The organism is Sphingobium sp. KKT206, from assembly GCF_055640555.1.
On sequence record NZ_CM145764.1, the window covers coordinates 3,136,874 to 3,153,397 of the forward strand.

The 16,524-nt window shown below is 64.3% G+C and carries 15 protein-coding genes; 7 read left to right on the plus strand and 8 right to left on the minus strand.

All coding sequences use genetic code 11. The annotated features are described in order from the left end of the window. Positions 1-36: 36 nt before the first annotated feature. Entirely contained in the window at positions 37-906 is an 870-nt protein-coding gene (locus tag ACZ2HM_RS15190) for a substrate-binding periplasmic protein (RefSeq protein WP_470425600.1), read from the minus strand. A gap of 6 nt (positions 907-912) precedes the next feature. Further along, a complete protein-coding gene (pedF, locus tag ACZ2HM_RS15195; protein WP_037474684.1) occupies positions 913-1,341 on the minus strand; it encodes a cytochrome c-550 PedF in 429 nt (142 codons plus the stop codon). Between the two features lie 176 nt (positions 1,342-1,517). On the opposite strand from pedF, the gene ACZ2HM_RS15200 reads away from it, so the two are divergent. From ACZ2HM_RS15200 to ACZ2HM_RS15220, 5 genes are all read left to right on the plus strand, one after another. Further along, entirely contained in the window at positions 1,518-2,480 is a 963-nt protein-coding gene (locus ACZ2HM_RS15200) for a PQQ-dependent catabolism-associated beta-propeller protein (protein ID WP_470425601.1), read from the plus strand. Positions 2,481-2,593: 113 nt separating this feature from the next. Further along, positions 2,594-3,997, plus strand: coding sequence for a porin (locus tag ACZ2HM_RS15205; protein ID WP_037474678.1), 1,404 nt, complete (start codon positions 2,594-2,596; stop codon positions 3,995-3,997). Positions 3,998-4,074: 77 nt separating this feature from the next. Further along, on the plus strand, positions 4,075-6,099 hold the full coding sequence (locus tag ACZ2HM_RS15210; RefSeq protein ID WP_443019427.1) for a TonB-dependent receptor: 2,025 nt from the start codon (positions 4,075-4,077) through the stop codon (positions 6,097-6,099). 11 nt (positions 6,100-6,110) lie between these two features. Next, positions 6,111-8,069 (plus strand): acetate--CoA ligase, encoded by a 1,959-nt coding sequence (gene acs / locus ACZ2HM_RS15215; RefSeq protein ID WP_470425602.1) that lies wholly within the window; start codon positions 6,111-6,113, stop codon positions 8,067-8,069. A 72-nt stretch (positions 8,070-8,141) separates the two neighbouring features. Then, on the plus strand, positions 8,142-10,460 hold the full coding sequence (locus ACZ2HM_RS15220) for a TonB-dependent receptor (protein ID WP_470425603.1): 2,319 nt from the start codon (positions 8,142-8,144) through the stop codon (positions 10,458-10,460). Here ACZ2HM_RS15220 and ACZ2HM_RS15225 read toward each other — a convergent pair. Together ACZ2HM_RS15225 and ACZ2HM_RS15230 are read right to left on the minus strand one after the other, a co-directional pair. Then, entirely contained in the window at positions 10,457-11,404 is a 948-nt protein-coding gene (locus ACZ2HM_RS15225; protein ID WP_470425604.1) for a quinoprotein relay system zinc metallohydrolase 1, read from the minus strand. The two genes, ACZ2HM_RS15220 and ACZ2HM_RS15225, sit on opposite strands and share 4 nt — an antisense overlap. Beyond that, entirely contained in the window at positions 11,401-12,219 is an 819-nt protein-coding gene (locus ACZ2HM_RS15230) for a quinoprotein dehydrogenase-associated SoxYZ-like carrier (protein WP_470425605.1), read from the minus strand. The genes ACZ2HM_RS15225 and ACZ2HM_RS15230 overlap by 4 nt, the downstream gene beginning before the upstream one ends. A gap of 112 nt (positions 12,220-12,331) precedes the next feature. Here ACZ2HM_RS15230 and ACZ2HM_RS15235 point away from each other — a divergent pair, with 112 nt between their 5' ends. Together ACZ2HM_RS15235 and ACZ2HM_RS15240 are read left to right on the plus strand one after the other, a co-directional pair. Continuing rightward, positions 12,332-12,856: a rhodanese-like domain-containing protein gene (locus tag ACZ2HM_RS15235; RefSeq protein ID WP_470425606.1), complete on the plus strand. Its 525-nt coding sequence runs from the start codon at positions 12,332-12,334 to the stop codon at positions 12,854-12,856. An 86-nt stretch (positions 12,857-12,942) separates the two neighbouring features. Then, positions 12,943-13,392, plus strand: coding sequence for a pseudoazurin (locus ACZ2HM_RS15240; RefSeq protein ID WP_470425607.1), 450 nt, complete (start codon positions 12,943-12,945; stop codon positions 13,390-13,392). Positions 13,393-13,666: 274 nt separating this feature from the next. Here ACZ2HM_RS15240 and lepB read toward each other — a convergent pair whose 3' ends face one another. From lepB to pyrE, 4 genes are all read right to left on the minus strand, one after another. After that, positions 13,667-14,491 carry a signal peptidase I gene (gene lepB / locus ACZ2HM_RS15245; protein ID WP_470426867.1) on the minus strand — a complete coding sequence of 275 codons (825 nt, stop codon included), beginning with the start codon at positions 14,489-14,491 and terminating at the stop codon, positions 13,667-13,669. A 62-nt stretch (positions 14,492-14,553) separates the two neighbouring features. After that, positions 14,554-14,955 carry a holo-ACP synthase gene (gene acpS, locus ACZ2HM_RS15250; protein ID WP_069065768.1) on the minus strand — a complete coding sequence of 134 codons (402 nt, stop codon included), beginning with the start codon at positions 14,953-14,955 and terminating at the stop codon, positions 14,554-14,556. A 136-nt stretch (positions 14,956-15,091) separates the two neighbouring features. Further along, positions 15,092-15,829: a pyridoxine 5'-phosphate synthase gene (locus tag ACZ2HM_RS15255; RefSeq protein WP_470425608.1), complete on the minus strand. Its 738-nt coding sequence runs from the start codon at positions 15,827-15,829 to the stop codon at positions 15,092-15,094. A 3-nt stretch (positions 15,830-15,832) separates the two neighbouring features. Next, positions 15,833-16,414 (minus strand): orotate phosphoribosyltransferase, encoded by a 582-nt coding sequence (pyrE, locus tag ACZ2HM_RS15260; protein ID WP_470425609.1) that lies wholly within the window; start codon positions 16,412-16,414, stop codon positions 15,833-15,835. Positions 16,415-16,524: the final 110 nt, after the last annotated feature.

The window sequence follows — 16,524 nt, forward strand, 5'->3', positions numbered from 1 at the left end:
CATCCCCTCGTTCGGATTTGGGCAAGAGCAGGCCGCTCAACCCGCCGCGAGCGCAGGCCTGTAACGCACGCCATGCGCCGTGAAGATCGTTTCCAGTTCGCCCGATGCGCGCATCGTTGCCAGGATCGCTTCCACTGCGTCGCCCAGATTGCGGCTATTTTCCTTCACCGCCATGCCGATGTCCCACCCGGCCGATGCGAAGGCGGGCAGCGGCATGGTCCGGGTGGCGACTGTCGTGGTGCCGCTATCGTGCAGCACCGCCTCGATCTGCGCCCGGCTTGCCAGCACGGCGTCCGCGCGCCCGTCGGTCACGGCGAGCACCGCATCGGCACCATTGGGGAAATGGATGACATTCTTGGCCAATATCCCGCCCGCCGTACCGATCAGGTAGAAGTCGGGGATCGAGTCCAGTTCGACCGCCAGCCGCTTGCCACGATAGTCGGCCGGAGGGGCGTTGACATCGATCTCGCTCTTCACCCCGGCGAATTGAAAGCTCTCGCGGAAATAGGGCGCGACGATCGCGACCTGATCATTGCGTGCGGCAAAAGCGCGGTCGAACGGCACATGCAGCATGATATCGGCGGGCGGGAAGCCGAGCAGGCCGCCCCGCCACACGCCATTGCGCAAATCATCGTCGGCACTTTCGTCGGCGACCAGTTCGGCAATATCGGCGCGCACGCCCAGCCCCTTGGCAAGCGCCTGCGCCAGATCGACGTCGATGCCGACCAGTCGGCCATCCTTGCGCCAGGACCAGGGGCGATTGTCCCGATATACGGCGACCCGAAGCACGCCCAGTTCCTTGACCCTGCCCAGCGGCGCGGCCTTGGCAGATTCCTCCAAGGGAAAGCCCGACATGGCGAGCATCGCGGCCATTGCTGCATGGTGGAGGAAGACGCGACGATCCATGGCGGCTTACTCCTGATGCTTGGTTTCAAGCCAGGCGCGGATCGCCCACCCGGCTTTCTGGCCCAGCACTTCGCCCATGGGCGGCATATAGACTTTGCCATCATGGCTGGACCCGTGCTGGAAGCGCTGGATATACCATTCATCTCCGCTGTCGCCGACTTCCAGATAGCGCAGGTCGGGCGCAATGCCGCCGGATTCACCGTCCAGCCCGTGGCAGCGGGCGCAATTCTGGCCGTAAGCCGACTCGCCGATCTTCACCGCGTCGGCATTGCCGCGATAGGGATTATGCTGAAGCCACTCCTCGCCAATGTCGGGCAACGCCGCCGTTTCGACCGCCTGGGGCGTGACATTGCCATGCGCCAGCAAGGATGAGGTGATTGACGCGCCAAGCAGGCAGGTGGCGCCGATCAATGCGATACGTCCCTTATTCCTCATCATCCATCCTCGTCTCTGTCTGTCGGCCCATATCGGCCGCTCTCGCTTGTGGAGACGGGTTGTAGGGAAGCGGAGGCACGCACCCCATTGGCCATTGGTACAATCCCGCCGCACCGATAAGCCCGATAGGCCGGGCGGGCGCCGCAATGATGCGCCGAGGGAGGAGAGGATTAGCCATGATGAAGGCCGCTCTGGCGGGGCTGGCGATGGTTGCGGGCATGCCTGCGCTCCATGCCGAAACGCTCTATGTCTCCAATGAACGGGGCAACAGCATCAGCGTGATCGACGCGGCCACTATGACGCCGCTCGCAACCTGGCCGGTGGGGGGGCGCCCGCGCGGGATCACGCTTAGCCTGGACGGCAAATATATCCTGCTCTGCGCCAGCAGTGATCATGCCGTGCAACTGATCGACCGCGCCACGGGCAAGATCATCGCGGACCTGCCATCGGGCCAGGACCCTGAGCAGTTTTTCCTGTCGCGCGACGGACGGACGCTGTTCGTCGCCAATGAAGATGACGCGGCACTGACGGCCATCGACCTGGAAAGCCGCACGGTCTCCTTTCAGGTGGATGTCGGCAAGGAACCGGAGGGGGTCGCCCAAAGTCCCGATGGCCGATGGGTGGTCGTGACGTCGGAGGAGGATAATGTCGTCAATTGGATCGACCTGACGACCCGAACTATGGTGGCCGCCACCGAGACGGACCAGCGCCCCCGCCATGTCGAGTTCACCGCCGATGGAACGCAGCTATGGATCGCAGCCGAGATTGGCGGCACCGTCCAGATCGCCGACCCACACACGCGCAAGATCACGGCGGCGATCCGCTTTGCCATTGCGGGGGTGCAGGACCATCTGATCCTGCCCTGCGGCATCCGCTTCACGCCGGATGGCAAGACGGCGATCGTGGCGCTGGGCCGCGCCAACCATATCGCGCTGGTCGATGTGGCGACGCGCACCGTGCGCGCCTATGTGCCCGTGGGCAAGCGGGTGTGGCACGTCGCCATCAGCGCGGATGGCACGCGCGCTTATGCAGCCAATGGCTTGTCCGATAGCGTGTCGATCGTGGACCTCGCCAGTGCGAAGGTCGTCGGCACGGTGCCGGTGGGCGCTGGCCCCTGGGGGATCGCCGTCGCGCCCTGACCTCCCTGCGCCTCTGACCCAAGGAACGAGAACCAAAGTCCAATTTGCACCCCGCCGCACTCGACGCACTCTTTCGCCCGTCGGCACGACCGGCGCATAATGGGAGGGATGAGATGTCTAGGGGGAAATGGCTGGGCGGGGCTGCGATGGCGATGCTGTTCGCGCTGACCGCAACACCGGCGGCGGCGGGAACGACGGCGGAGCTGCTGAAAAGGCTCCACGAAAAGGGGATTCTGACCGACGAGGAATATCAGCAACTGGCGCAGCAGGACGAGGCGCAGGCCGCAACCGCACCCACTGCTTTGCCACCGGCTCAGGTCGCGGCCGCGTCGCTGGACGACAAGCGGCTGGTGCGGATGAGCGATAGCGGCGTCGGCATGGAAGTCGGCGGCGTTTCAGTCAAGATTTCCGGGTCGGTCAATGGCTTCTACACCCATGAAAACGGACAGGCCCCCGGCCCGAACACAACCGTAGTCGGCGGCGTGGTGCCAGTCGGTGGCAAGAGCGCGTCGGTCCGCAACGGCCTGCTGCCCGGCTATCTGAAATTCGACATCACGACCAACCAGGGCGGCTGGGATGTGGGCGCACATTTCGGCATGTATCCGGGCATCAACAGCGCGACCTATGCCGCGGGCGGGGGTGCCAATAGCGGCGGACGCAATACGGCCTTGCAGACGGCCGGTATCGATTTTCGCCAGACCTATATGACCATCGGCCGTGCGGGACTGGGCGAATTCAAGCTGGGCCGCGATATCGGACTGTTCGGATCCGAAGGCATATTGAACGATATCACCCTGTTGTCGGTGGGATCGAGCGGCGGCAATGTCGCGCCGTCCAACACGTCGCTGGGGCGGATCGGCATCGGCTATATCTACACCGACTTTCAGCCGCAGATCACCTATTCCTCGCCAAAGCTGGGCGGCTTCCAGATTTCCGCCGGTATCTTCCAACCGCTCGAATCGCTCACCGGGCCGGGCGAGAACAGCAAGTCGCCGGGCTTTCAGGGCAAGATCGTTTATGACGGAAAATTCGGCGATCTGTCCGCGCGCGCCTGGTTGTCGGGCATCACGCAAAAACATCATCGCATCGATGGCGTGACCTATACGGGCAGCGGCTTCGATACGGGGGCGAAGATCGGCTATGGGCCGATCATGCTGACGGGCTATTATTATAATGGCTCAGGGCTGGGCACGACCGCGCTCAACCTGTTCGATACCGATGCGACCGGGGCGAAGCGCGACAGCGACGGCTTCTACCTGCAGGGGCTGGCCACGTTCGGCAAATTTTCGGTCGGCGGCAGCTATGGCGAAAGCAACCTCCATTACGCCAACGCCGCCGATGCCCTGGCCAATCCTACGCTGCTCGACAAGAGCAGCAGCTGGGTCGGTCAGGCACGCTATGGCCTGACCAGCTGGGTCACGCTGATCGGCGAATATATCCGCACCAAATCGCAGGCCCATAACGGCAATGCAGCGGAAGCCGACACGGTCGCAGCGGGCGCCATCCTGTTCTTCTGAACAGAGGGCATGGCGCGGCGGCCTCCGATCAAAGGAGGTCGCCGCGCCCAGGGGCGACAAAGGGGGAAGACGGCACAATGCGTTGCAACAGCCTGATCGCACGGGGCGCATTAATGCTGTCCTGTGCGGCCCATGTCCTGCCGGTGCCGAATGCCAGGGCACAGGAAGGCGACGCCATCGTCGTTCTGGGTCAAAGCCTACCTCTCCCGCCGGGCAGTTCGGCTTATGGATCGGTCATGATCGACCGGGATCGCCTGACCGGCAATGCCGCCAACCGCATCGAGACGATCCTGGCCGATGTTGCGGGGTTTCAGCAGTTTCGCCGTTCCGACAGCCGGTCGGCCAACCCCTCGGCGCAGGGTGCGACTCTGCGGGCATTGGGCGGCAATGCGTCCAGCCGGACGTTGGTGTTGCTGGATGGCGTGCCGATGGCAGACCCGTTTTTCGGCTATATCCCTTTTAGCGCGCTGGTGCCCGATCGCCTGTCTGCCGTGCGGGTTACGCGCGGCGGCGGATCGGGTGCTTTTGGTGCAGGCGCGGTGGCGGGCACGATCGAGCTGGCCAGTGCGGCGCGGGACGACCTGGCGGACCTATCCGCCAGCGCCTTTTACGGCAGCCGTCATGCCAGCGAAGTATCCGGTGCCCTGACGCAGGATTTAGGAAGCGGTTTCGTGTCGCTGTCTGGCCGGTGGGACCGGGGCGACGGCTTCCATACGACACCGAAATCCCAGCGCGTCGCCGCGACCACGCCAGCGGCCTATGCTGGCTGGTCGGTCAACCTGCGCGCGGTCGCACCACTGTCATCCGACATGGAAGTGCAGTTTCGCAGCCTGTTCTTCCGCGATGACCGGACGCTGCGCTTTGCCGGGGCGGACAGCCACAGCGAGGGACAGGATGCCAGCATCCGGCTGATGGTCAGGGGCCGTTGGCAAGTGGATGCGCTGGCCTATGTGCAGGCACGCAATTTCTCCAATATCGTCATCAGCGCATCGACCTATCGCAAGTCGCTCGATCAGCGGAACACGCCGTCGACCGGCCTTGGCGGCAAGATCGAGTTGCGACCGCCGGTCGGACGCGCGCATGTGCTGCGGCTCGGCATCGATACGCGGCTGGCGGACGGCATGATGGCGGAGGAAGCCTATAATGCCAATCTGGCCGCCAATCCGGTAACCGCGCGTCGCCGCGCTGGCGGGCAGCAGATCACCACCGGTCTGTTCCTGGAAGATGACTGGACGCTGGGAGCGCTGGTCCTGACGGGAGGCATTCGCGCCGATCGCTGGACGATCCGCCGGAGCTTTTTCGATAGCAGGACCGCGGCGGGCGTCGTGACGAGCAACAGCGATTTCGCCAGGCGCAGCGACTGGCAGGTCAGCGGACGTGCAGGCGCGCTGTTCCGCGTCGATCAGGACGTCGCCCTGCGCGCCGCGGCCTATACCGGCTTCCGCCTGCCCACGCTCAACGAACTCTACCGTCCGTTCGTCGTCTTCCCGATCACCACACAAGCCAATGCGGCACTCCTGCCGGAACGGCTGAAGGGGGTGGAAGTCGGGCTGGACATCAATCCTGCTGCCGATGCCACGCTTGGCCTGACGCTTTTCTACAATCGGCTGAACGATGCCATCGCCAATGTCACCATCGCCCCTAATCTGCGCCAGCGGCGCAATGTGTCGGCGGTGATCGCGAAGGGCGTCGAACTCACCGGACGCGCGCGGCTGCGCGACGCCCTGCTCCTGTCCGGCTCTTATGCCTATAGCCATAGCATCGTCCGTGCGCCGGGATTGGCGTTCGACGGCTTTGCCCCCGCCCAAAGCCCCCGCCACGCCGCCAGCGCTACCCTTGGCTGGCAACCGACAACGGGGCCTTCGGCGTTCGCGACGCTGCGCTATGTCGCCAAACAATATGAGGACGATCTCCAGGGGGATGTCCTTCCCGACGCCCTGACGGTCGATGCCTTTGCCGACCTGCCGATCGGACATGGTCTGTCGCTGGTGGCACGGGCCGAAAACCTGTTCGACGCCACTATGGTCACCCGCAATGTTGCAGGATCGATGGACTTGGGCACGCCCCGGACCCTGTGGATCGGCCTGCGTTTCATCCACTGAAGGAAGATATGATGTCGCAAGAGCTTTTCCCCGTTCCCGCCGAATGGGCGACGCGCGCCCGCATGAACGAGGACCGCCGTATGGCCGATCATAAGCGGTCGCTTGAGGATGCGGAAAGCTACTGGCTCGAACAGGCTGCGCGGCTTGACTGGATGTTACCGCCCTCCAAAGCGAGCGAAAGCAGCTTTGACGAAGCGGATTTCGGCATCAGCTGGTTTGCCGACGGCACATTGAACGTCTCCGTCAACTGCCTGGACCGCCATCTGGCCGACCATGGCGACAGCGTCGCGATCATCTGGGAGCCTGACGATCCAGCCGAAGCGCCGCGCCGCCTGACCTACCGGCAACTGCATCATGCCGTGTGCTGCTTCGCGAATGTCCTGAAAGACGCGGGCGCGCGCAAGGGCGATCCCGTCACCCTGTATCTGCCGATGATCCCGGAGGCGGCGATCGCCCTGCTGGCCTGCGCCCGGATCGGCGCGATCCATTCGGTGGTGTTTGGCGGCTTTTCCCCCGAAGCGCTGGCGGGTCGGATTACCGATTGCGATTCCACCATCCTGGTCACAGCCGACGAGGGGCGTCGTGGTGGAAAGCGCGTACCGCTCAAGGCCAATGTCGATGCCGCGCTCGCCATGGACCATTGCACCAGCATCCGTCGCGTCATCGTGGTGCAGGCAACCGGCGGCGCTATCGATATGCTGCCGGGCCGGGACATCTGGTATCATGATGCCATGGCAGGCGTCGTGTCGGACTGTCCGCCCGAACCCATGAACGCCTGCGATCCGCTGTTCCTGCTCTACACATCGGGTTCCACCGGCAAGCCCAAGGGCGTCGTGCATGGCAGCGGCGGCTATCTGCTCTGGGCCTCTCTGACGCATGAACTCTGCTTCGACTATCGGCCAGGCGACGTCTATTGGTGCGCGGCCGATATCGGCTGGGTCACGGGGCATAGCTATATCGTCTATGGCCCCCTCGCCAATGGCGCGACCACATTGATGTATGAAGGACTGCCCAGTTGGCCGACGCCCAGCCGCATCTGGCAAGTAGTCGACCGGCATCAGGTCCACACACTGTTCACCGCCCCCACCGTGCTGCGCGCGCTGATGAAGGAGGGCGACGATTTCGTCACCGCGACCGACCGATCCTCGCTCCGCCTGCTGGGCAGCGTGGGTGAACCGATCAACCCGGAAGCCTGGCGCTGGTATCATGCCATTGCTGGTGAAGGGCGCTGCCCGATCATCGATACCTGGTGGCAGACCGAAACGGGCGCGGCGATGATCGCGCCGATGCCGGGCGCAACCGCGCTCAAACCGGGCAGTGCGACCTTCCCCTTGCCAGGTGTCGAACCGCAGATCGTCGATGGCGAAGGCGTGGTGCAGCAAGGTCCGTGCGAAGGCAATCTGGTCATCGCCCGATCCTGGCCGGGGCAGATGCAGACGGTTTGGAACGACCATGATCGCTTCTTCCAGACCTATTTCTCGACCTTTCCCGGCGCTTATACTACGGGCGACGGTGCCCGGCGGGATGCGGACGGCTATTATTGGATCACCGGGCGCGTTGACGACGTCATCAACGTATCGGGCCATCGCATGGGCACCGCCGAGGTCGAGAGCGCGCTCGTCCTACATGCCAAGGTCGCCGAGGCGGCGGTGGTCGGCTTTCCCCATGATATCAAGGGGCAGGGCATCTATGCCTATGTGACGCTGAACATGGGCGAAGAGCCGAGCGAGAGCCTGCGCCGGACGCTCGTGCAATGGGTCCGCGCTGAAATCGGGCCGATCGCGACTCCCGACGTCATCCAGTTCGCGCCTGGCCTGCCCAAGACCCGGTCGGGCAAGATCATGCGCCGCATCCTGCGCAAGATTGCGGAGGGCGATGTATCCGCCCAGGCGCTGGGCGATATCAGCACGCTTGCCGACCCGACGGTGGTCGAGGAGCTGGTGCGAACCCGCGCGATCGTTCCCGCCTGACCCAAGGTATAATGGAGCGCCCATCCCGCCTTCCCTAGCCTTTTGGGCATAACAGGCAATGGGAGAGACGGGATGCACGGATGGGGCCGACTATCGACGGGAATCGCGGTCATGGCGCTGAGCCCGGCGCTTGCATCGGCGCAAACGCCCGATGCAAGCAGGTCGAAAACCATCATCGTGACCGCGCCGGGTGGCGGGATCGACAGCGATGATGGGCTGGCCCTTGGCGCGGCCGATATAACAAGAGCGGGGATGCCCGACCTGCTCTCCGCCCTCACTCGGACCATGGCGGGCGTCACCTTGCAGGACGCGCAGAACAACCCATGGCAGCCCAATCTGGTCTATCGCGGCTTCATCGCTTCCCCGCTCCAAGGGCAATCGCAGGGGCTGGCCGTCTATATGGACGGGGCGCGCTTCAACCAGCCTTTCGGCGACACGGTCCAGTTCGACCTGATCCCCGAAGCCGCCATTGCCAAACTGAGCCTGCTGGATGCCAGCCCGGTCTATGGCCTCAATGCGCTGGGCGGCGCGATCCTGCTGGAAACCAAGACCGGGCGTAGCCATCCGGGATTGGAGGCCAGTGCCACCGGCGGGCGGTTCGGCTATGCCGAAGCCAGCATTGCGGGCGGCGTGGCGCGCGGGGATGTCAGCGCCTTTGGCGCGTTCCAATATAGTCGCGACGATGGCTGGCGCGATTTCAGCCCGTCGCGCCTGTATAATGGCTATGCCGATATGGGCTTCGATACCGCAGGCGGCGGGCTGCACCTCAAAATCATAGGCGCAAACACGGATTTGACCGGCAATGGCGTGTCGCCGATCGAATTGCTGGCGGCCGACCGCCGGGCCGTCTTCACCTGGCCCGACAATGGCCGCAGCCGCTATGGTCGGGCAAGCCTGCACCCCTGGGTCGCGCTATCGCCAACGACCCGGATCGAAGGCACGCTCTATGCCCAACAACTCACATTGCGGACGATGAACGGCGATGCGGCCGACATCGAAGGGTGCGAGGCGGACGATGCGGCGAGCCTACTGTGCCTGGAAACAATAGGCGCCGACGAGGATGGCGAAGAGGTGCAGGCGATCCTGACCGACGCCAACGGCGATCCCATAGCCGATACGCTTGGGGGCGACGGCTATGGCGTGCTTAATCGCGGACGCACCAAGACCAAGGCGATGGGCGCTCTGGTCCAGATCATCGACGATCGTGCCTTGCTGGGCGGTATCAACCATTTCGCGATCGGCGTCAGCTACGACACCAGCCGCACGCGCTTCGACACGTCGACCGAACTGGGGGCGCTGACCGACGATCGCAGCGTCGAGGGGCTGGGCAGCCGCATCGTCCAGCAGGATAATGCGATCGCGCCGGTCGGCCTGGTCGCCTATACCGACTATTGGGGCGTGTTCGTGCAGGATCGAGTACCGATCGCGCCCGGCTTGTCGGCCGAAATCAGCCTCCGCTGGAACCATGCAAGGATTCAACTCGTCGATCAGATCGGCACAGCGCTTAACGGAACGCATCGGTTCAGGCGGCTCAATCCCGGTGTCGAATTGGACTATAAAATGTCCGAAGGCCTGTCGCTGCGCGCGGGTTATGCGCAGAGCAACCGCGCCCCGACTCCGGCGGAACTCTCCTGCGCGGACGAAAATGCGCCGTGCAGCCTCACCAATTTCTTCATCGCCGATCCGCCGCTTAAACAGGTGGTCGCCAAAAGCTGGGAAGCGGGCGCGTCGGGTGCGTTCGGTCTTGGCGGATGGCGGGCGACTTGGCTCCTGTCGGCCTATCGCACCACCAATCAGGACGATATCCAATATATCGCCTCCCAAATTCGCGGTCGCGCTTATTTCCAGAATATCGGCAGCACCCGGCGGCAGGGCGTCGAAGCATCGCTGAAGGCCGAGCATGGCGGGCTGGTCGCGGGCCTCAGCTATGCCTTCACCGATGCGACCTATCGCAGCGCCATGGAACTAAGCAGTCCGTCCAACCCGATGGCGGAGGACGAAGGCACGATCAACGTAAATCGCGGTGATCGGTTGCCGGGCATCCCTCGGCACAGCGCAACGCTGACGTTGGACTATGCGGGCAAAGGTTGGTCGGTGGGTGGCGACCTGATCGCGCGGTCGGGGCAATATCTGGTCGGCGATGAGGCCAACCTGACGCCCCGGCTGCCTGGCTATGCGATCGCGAACGTGCGCGCTGGTATCAATATCGTGCCGGGCGTCACTATGTTCGGCGAAGTGCGCAATATATTCGGCCGCAGCTATGAGACATTCGGAACCTTCAGCGAAGTGGATGAGATCGACCTCGTCGAAGTCCCCGGTGCCAGCAATCCGCGCGCTTATGGGCCGGGAGCCCCGCGACGCTGGTATGTCGGGGTAAGGGCGCGCTTCTAACTCTCCGGCATATCGACCCGTGGCAGCCATTTGGCTTCCAGCCCTGGATAGAAATGCGACACGCTGCGCTGCAATTCGTAGCGGGCCGCCGCCAAACCGGCGAAGCGGGCAGGGATCGGCACATTGCCCGCCTCCACCATGTCGAGGCCGGATCGGACGGCGGCGGTTAAGGCTTCCTCTAGCCAGTCGATCCAGTCGCGCGTCTGGGCAATGGCTTCCTGCCCCGACGGATCGAAGGGACCATGGCCCGGCAAGGCCGCCCGGTGCGGCAGCTTTGCGAGGCTGTCGAGGCTTGTGCGCCAACGCGGCAGGTCTGCGGTCGGTGTCGCGGGCGCGCGATCATGGAACAGCAGGTCGCCGCCGATCAGTAGGCCGGTCTGTTCGTCCAACAGCGCCAGATCACCCGCACTATGCCCCGCCAGCGCCATCAGGCGCAGGCGTCGTCCGCCGAAATCCTCAGACGCCTCCGTGATTTTCCGCCCCGGCAACACCAAGTCAGTGCCGCGCATCCAGTCCCCCAGCAGGCGATACAGCGCATCGGAAAAGCCGCGCCCGTCCCGCGCCATGTCCGTAATGGTTTGCGGCAGCGCGGCAATGATCGCCGGATCGAAGGCCGCAATGCCCATGCCATGATCAGGATGCAGATGCGTTACATAGACGCGGATGACCGGCTTGCCCGTCAGCCCTTCTGCCACTGCCTTGAGCGCCCGGCCATAGCGGAGCGAAGGGCCGCTATCGACCAGCACCGTGCCGACCGGCGTGTCGATGATCGCGATATTGGCGATGGCTCCGCCGTTGGAAGACTGGATGGGCGCATCGTCGCCATGGATCATCCATATGCCGTCCGCCACCGCTACGGGATGGATAGGATAAGTGGCATTAGCCATGCCAGCCGTCGCCGGCAGCGCCAATCCAGCGAGCATGGCCCGGCGCGTCAACGTCATGGCTGCGCCGCCAGGACCGAGGCGGATTGTCGCGCCACCGGCACTTTGGCAGCGTAGGTCCGTCCGTTTGTATCAAGCGCCAAGATCGACAGGATGGCACCAGGCGCGGCGCGGGGCATGAGGGTTATTGCCGGATCTTCCGAAACCGACGCAAAGAGCGCCATCTGGCCCAGCATGGTTCCACTCTCCGACCGCACGCTCATCTCTTCGATCGCATAGGTGGGGATATTGGCCACCAGCCCCGTATCCATCGGATGTCGGAAGGTGATGCGCAGACGGCTGCTGCCCTGCGTCCCCATGGGCCAGGCTTCCCCCCGCATCTCGCCCAGATGAGCCGCCCAATCGCCTGTGATGCGCCCGACCGGCGGCGCCGAGCAGCCGCCGCCCGCCGCATCGACCCATCCGCCCGCCACCAGCCACTGCCCGCTGGCCAATTGCACCGCCCCCCTTATCGGGGTCCGCTGATCCAGCTTGATCCGGGTCGCGATATAGGGTTCCGCCAGATCCGGGCGATAGTCGATGGCGATCGGTATCGGGTTGAGATCAGCGAAGATCATCATGCGCGTCACTGGCCCCACGCCCCGCGCATCCAATGCCACGGGAAAGCTACGCTGGTTTTCCGCCACCTGCGGATAAAGCAACCGGATGCGGGGATCGAACCGCACCGGGTCATCGCCGAAGATCAGCCGCGCATGTGCGGTCCACATCGGCGATTGCAACGGATCGTCGGGGTAGGGAGGCTGAGCAAGCACGGGCATTGCCATCGCCATTGGCAGCATGGCCACCAGAAGCTGAAAAAGCCTACGCCGCGCCATGACCTTCTCCCAAAGTCCAAGCCTAAGGCGAAGCGAAAGGCGCTACCATTGCACCTTTGGTCACGCAGCGGGGGAGGGACATATGGGCGCGAGGGGCAAAGCGATAGCTGCGATGCTTGCGCTGGTTGCGACCGGCGCACAGGCCCAGCCAGAGAATGACACGCTGTTCGGCGCGGATGGCTATCGCGTCGCGCATTATCGTGCGCCCGTTCCCCGGCCCCCCGACGGTGTCGGGCGGATCGCCCCCGTCGCGGTCGCCCTGCTGCGGCCGGATATCGACGCGATCCTGATCGACGTCCTACCCGCCGAGGGCGGTCATCGCGAAGCCGATGGACGCTGGCGCCTGGCCCGCGAACGACCGAGCATCCCCGGCGCGCACTGGTTTCCCGAAGCGGGACGCGGCGACCTCTCGCCCGCGATCGATCGATGGTTTCAAGAGGGCCTCGTCCGCCTGACCGGCGGTGCCAGGGACCGCATGATCATAACCTTTTGCCTTGCCGATTGCTGGATGGGCTGGAACGCAGCGCGCCGCCTGCGGGCGCTCGGCTATACCAATATCTGGTGGCTGGCGGAGGGGACCGACGGCTGGCGCGACCTGGGTCGTCCGCTGATCAACGCCCGACCGGAGGAGGGATAGGACCAAGGTGCAATTGCACGCTTCAGCCATTGCGCCATTGATCTGGCGGACCGCGCTTTTGCGCCCATAATATCAGGAGAGATGCCATGTTTCATCGTTCGACGCTGCGCGTGGCGCTGGTCGGCCTCATGCTGGGCGGCACCGTTTTTCCAGCTTCGGCCAAGGACATCATTGTCCACATGAAAAATAGGGGCGCAGAGGGCGCGATGGTGTTCGAACCGGCCTTTGTGAAGGCCGCGCCAGGCGACGTGATCCGCTTCCAGCCCACCGACCCCAGCCACAACGCCGAAACCATGGCCACGATGCTGCCAGCGGGCGCGACACCGATGAAGGGGGGCATGAACAAGGAAGCGGTGCTGACCGTAACCAAGCCCGGCCTCTATGGCATCAAATGCATGCCGCATTATTCGATGGGTATGGTCGCGCTGATCCAGGTCGGCAAACCCACCGCCGCCGACGTAGCGGCGGCAAAAGCGGTCAAACTCCCGCCCTTCGCCGCCAAAAGAATGACCGCGATGCTGATCAAAGTTCGGTAATCCACGACCGTTTCAACTTTGGGCGCGGGCGCAACATAGTGAGATGCGGGCGAACGGCAGTTTCTGGATCACCGCAAGTTGATTTGGACATCAACATTGCGGTGCAGTTCCGATTTGCCAATACCGAATGGCCGATCCGAGCATAAGCTGGCTTTCCGACATCAATATCGGAATGGCGTGAGTTGGACGCCTGCTGTCAGAATAGTGAACCGTTGGAACTCCGGCCTGGTAAGCGCTTGACATGGGGCGCTGCCAACGCGCCGAGCTACGTCTGCTATTCTACCTCCGTCACGCTCTGCGGCCGCAGGCTGTTGCCTGCCCGCCCGCTGCGGAAAGCACCGAACCAGGTCAGCGGGTTCCAGCTTGAATCGCCGTCCAGGCTGAAGGTGATGAACTCGGCGCGGCCGCCGATCGCTTCCCAGGGTACGGGACCGCCCAGGCCGTTTTCCTCCAGCGGCGCGCGGCTGTCGGCGCTGTTGTCGCGATTGTCGCCCATCAGGAAGACGTGGTTTTCCGGCACGCGCACCGGGCCATACCAATCGAGCGCACTCGGTCCCATGTCGATGGTGAGATAGGTTTTGCCATTGGGCAGGATTTCCTGCCGCACCGGCAATTCGCAATAATCCTTGCCGTCCGCGCCCTGCATCCGCGCGCCGGGGAATTGCAGCGGCGGGCAGGGGGCATTGCTATCGACGAGCAGGGGCAGCGGCTTCAAGATGCGCTGCTTCACCGCCACGCCGTTAAGCAGCACCTGCCCACCGCGCACTTCGATGATGTCGCCGGGCAGGCCGATGACCCGCTTGATATAATCCTCGCGCCTATTTTGGGGCGACACGATGACGATGTCGCCGCGTGCCGGTAACCGCCCCAAAATCCGGCCCTTCAGAAAAGGCAAGGGATGGAAGCTGGGCGAGACATAGGACCAGCCATAGGGGAATTTGCTCACCACCAGCCGGTCGCCGGTCAGCAGCACCGGCATCATCGATTCGGACGGGATATAGAAGGGCTTGGCGACGAAGCTGTGGAAGGCCAGCACCGCCAGGATCAGCAGCGTGATGCTCTTGATCTCCTGCCACCAATTGACGTCCGATTTGGGCATCACGTCCTCGGAAGGGCTATGCGCGTCGGCGGTCGTGTCGTGCAGGCTGGTGGGATCGGTCGTCACAGGGGAAGCGCCTCGATAATGACAAAGGCCTGCGCCCAGGGATGATCGTCGGTCAGGGTCAGGTGGATGACGGGTCTATGCCCCGCCGGCACAAGCGCGTCGAGCCGGGCTAGCGCGCCACCGGTGAGGGCCAGCGTCGGCGCGCCCGAAGGGGCATTGACCACGCCGATATCCTTCATGAACACGCCCGATTTGAATCCAGTGCCGACCGCCTTGGAAAAGGCCTCCTTGGCGGCGAAGCGCTTGGCCAGCGTCCCCGCCTTGGTGAAGGGGCGGCGATTAGCCTTGGCCTGTTCGACATCGGTGAACACGCGGCTCTCGAAGCGCGCACCGAAGCGGTCGAGCGAATTCTGGATGCGCTCGATATTGCAGAGGTCGGAGCCGAGGCCGATGATCACTTTGAAAGCCCCTCCCCTTCAGGGGAGGGGTTGGGGTGGGGGCGTGCCACAGACGCGACGTCAAGACGATAGCCCCCACCCCCGGCCCCTCCCCTGAAGGGGAGGGGTGAAGAACGGTCGCGATCCACCCATTGTCTCACCGCGCCAAATCCATCTGCCGCCGCATTTCGCGGATGCTGCCTTCCAGGCCACCGAAGATCGCTTCGCCGATCAGGAAATGGCCGATATTGAGTTCGGCGACCTGCGGGATGGCGGCGATCGGCCCGACATTGTCGAAGGTCAGGCCATGGCCCGCATGGGGCTCGATGCCGTTCTTCGCGGCCAGCGCCGCCGCGTCGGCGATACGGCGCAGTTCGGCGGCGCGCGGTTCGCCGGTCAGATGGGCATAGGCGCCGGTATGCAGTTCCACGACGGGTACGTTCAGCCGGATCGCCGCGTCGATTTGGGCAGCGTCGGCTTCAATGAACAGGCTGACGCGGATGCCCGCATCTTTGAGCGCCGCGACGATTGGCCGTAGCGTTTCGAACTGCCCGGCCGCATCCAGTCCGCCCTCGGTCGTGCGTTCTTCGCGCTTTTCCGGCACGATGCAGGCGGCGTGCGGCTTGTAGCGCAGCGCGATATCCAGCATCTCCGCCGTCGCCGCCATCTCCAGGTTGAGCGGCACGCTGAGCGCCGCCATCAACGTGGCCACATCTTCGTCGCGGATATGCCGCCGGTCCTCGCGCAGATGCGCCGTGATGCCGTCTGCCCCCGCCTTCACCGCCAGCAGCGCCGCCTTGACCGGATCGGGATGATCCCCGCCACGTGCGTTGCGGATGGTCGCCACATGGTCGATATTGACGCCCAGGCGCAGCGGAGCGGGGGAGTGGGGCATCGGCTAGACCTTCCGGCTGCCCGGCTTGATCGCCGGGATCGCCGCCAGTTCGGGCGGCAGGGCATCAGCGTCATAGACCGGGAAATTGATCGACACGAGTGGATAGAAGGGCACGCCCAGATCCACTTCGCCCGCCGAGCGATCGACAAGGGCCGCTTCGGCGATGACGATGCCACCTTCGGCTGCGACCGCTTCGATCGCCTGGCGCGAGGACAGGCCAGTGGTGACGACATCTTCGACCATCAGGATTTTCTGCCCCGGCGATATGGCAAAGCCCCGGCGCAGTTCGAACGTCCCTTCGGGGCGTTCGAGGAACACCGCGTCCTTGCCCAGCGCCCGGCCGACTTCATGACCGATGATGAGGCCGCCCATGGCTGGCGAAACCACCAGGTCGATCTCCTGCCGCAATTCGCGCGACAATTTCTGCACCACGGCCAGCGCGAGCCTGCCCGCGCGCTCCGCGCTCATCAGGACGCGGGCGCATTGCAGATAATTGGCGCTGCGGCGGCCCGAAGACAGGATGAAATGTCCTTCGAGCAGCGCCCCTGCTGCCCGGAATTCCGCCAAAACTTCTTCGTCGGTCATGCCGTTTATCTATCCTGTCGCGCGGTCCGGCCCCTATATGGCACGGCCCGCTTCCCTATCGGCACGGCACGCACCGGCGCGCCATGAACGCGCCCCTGTGCGCGCAGCAG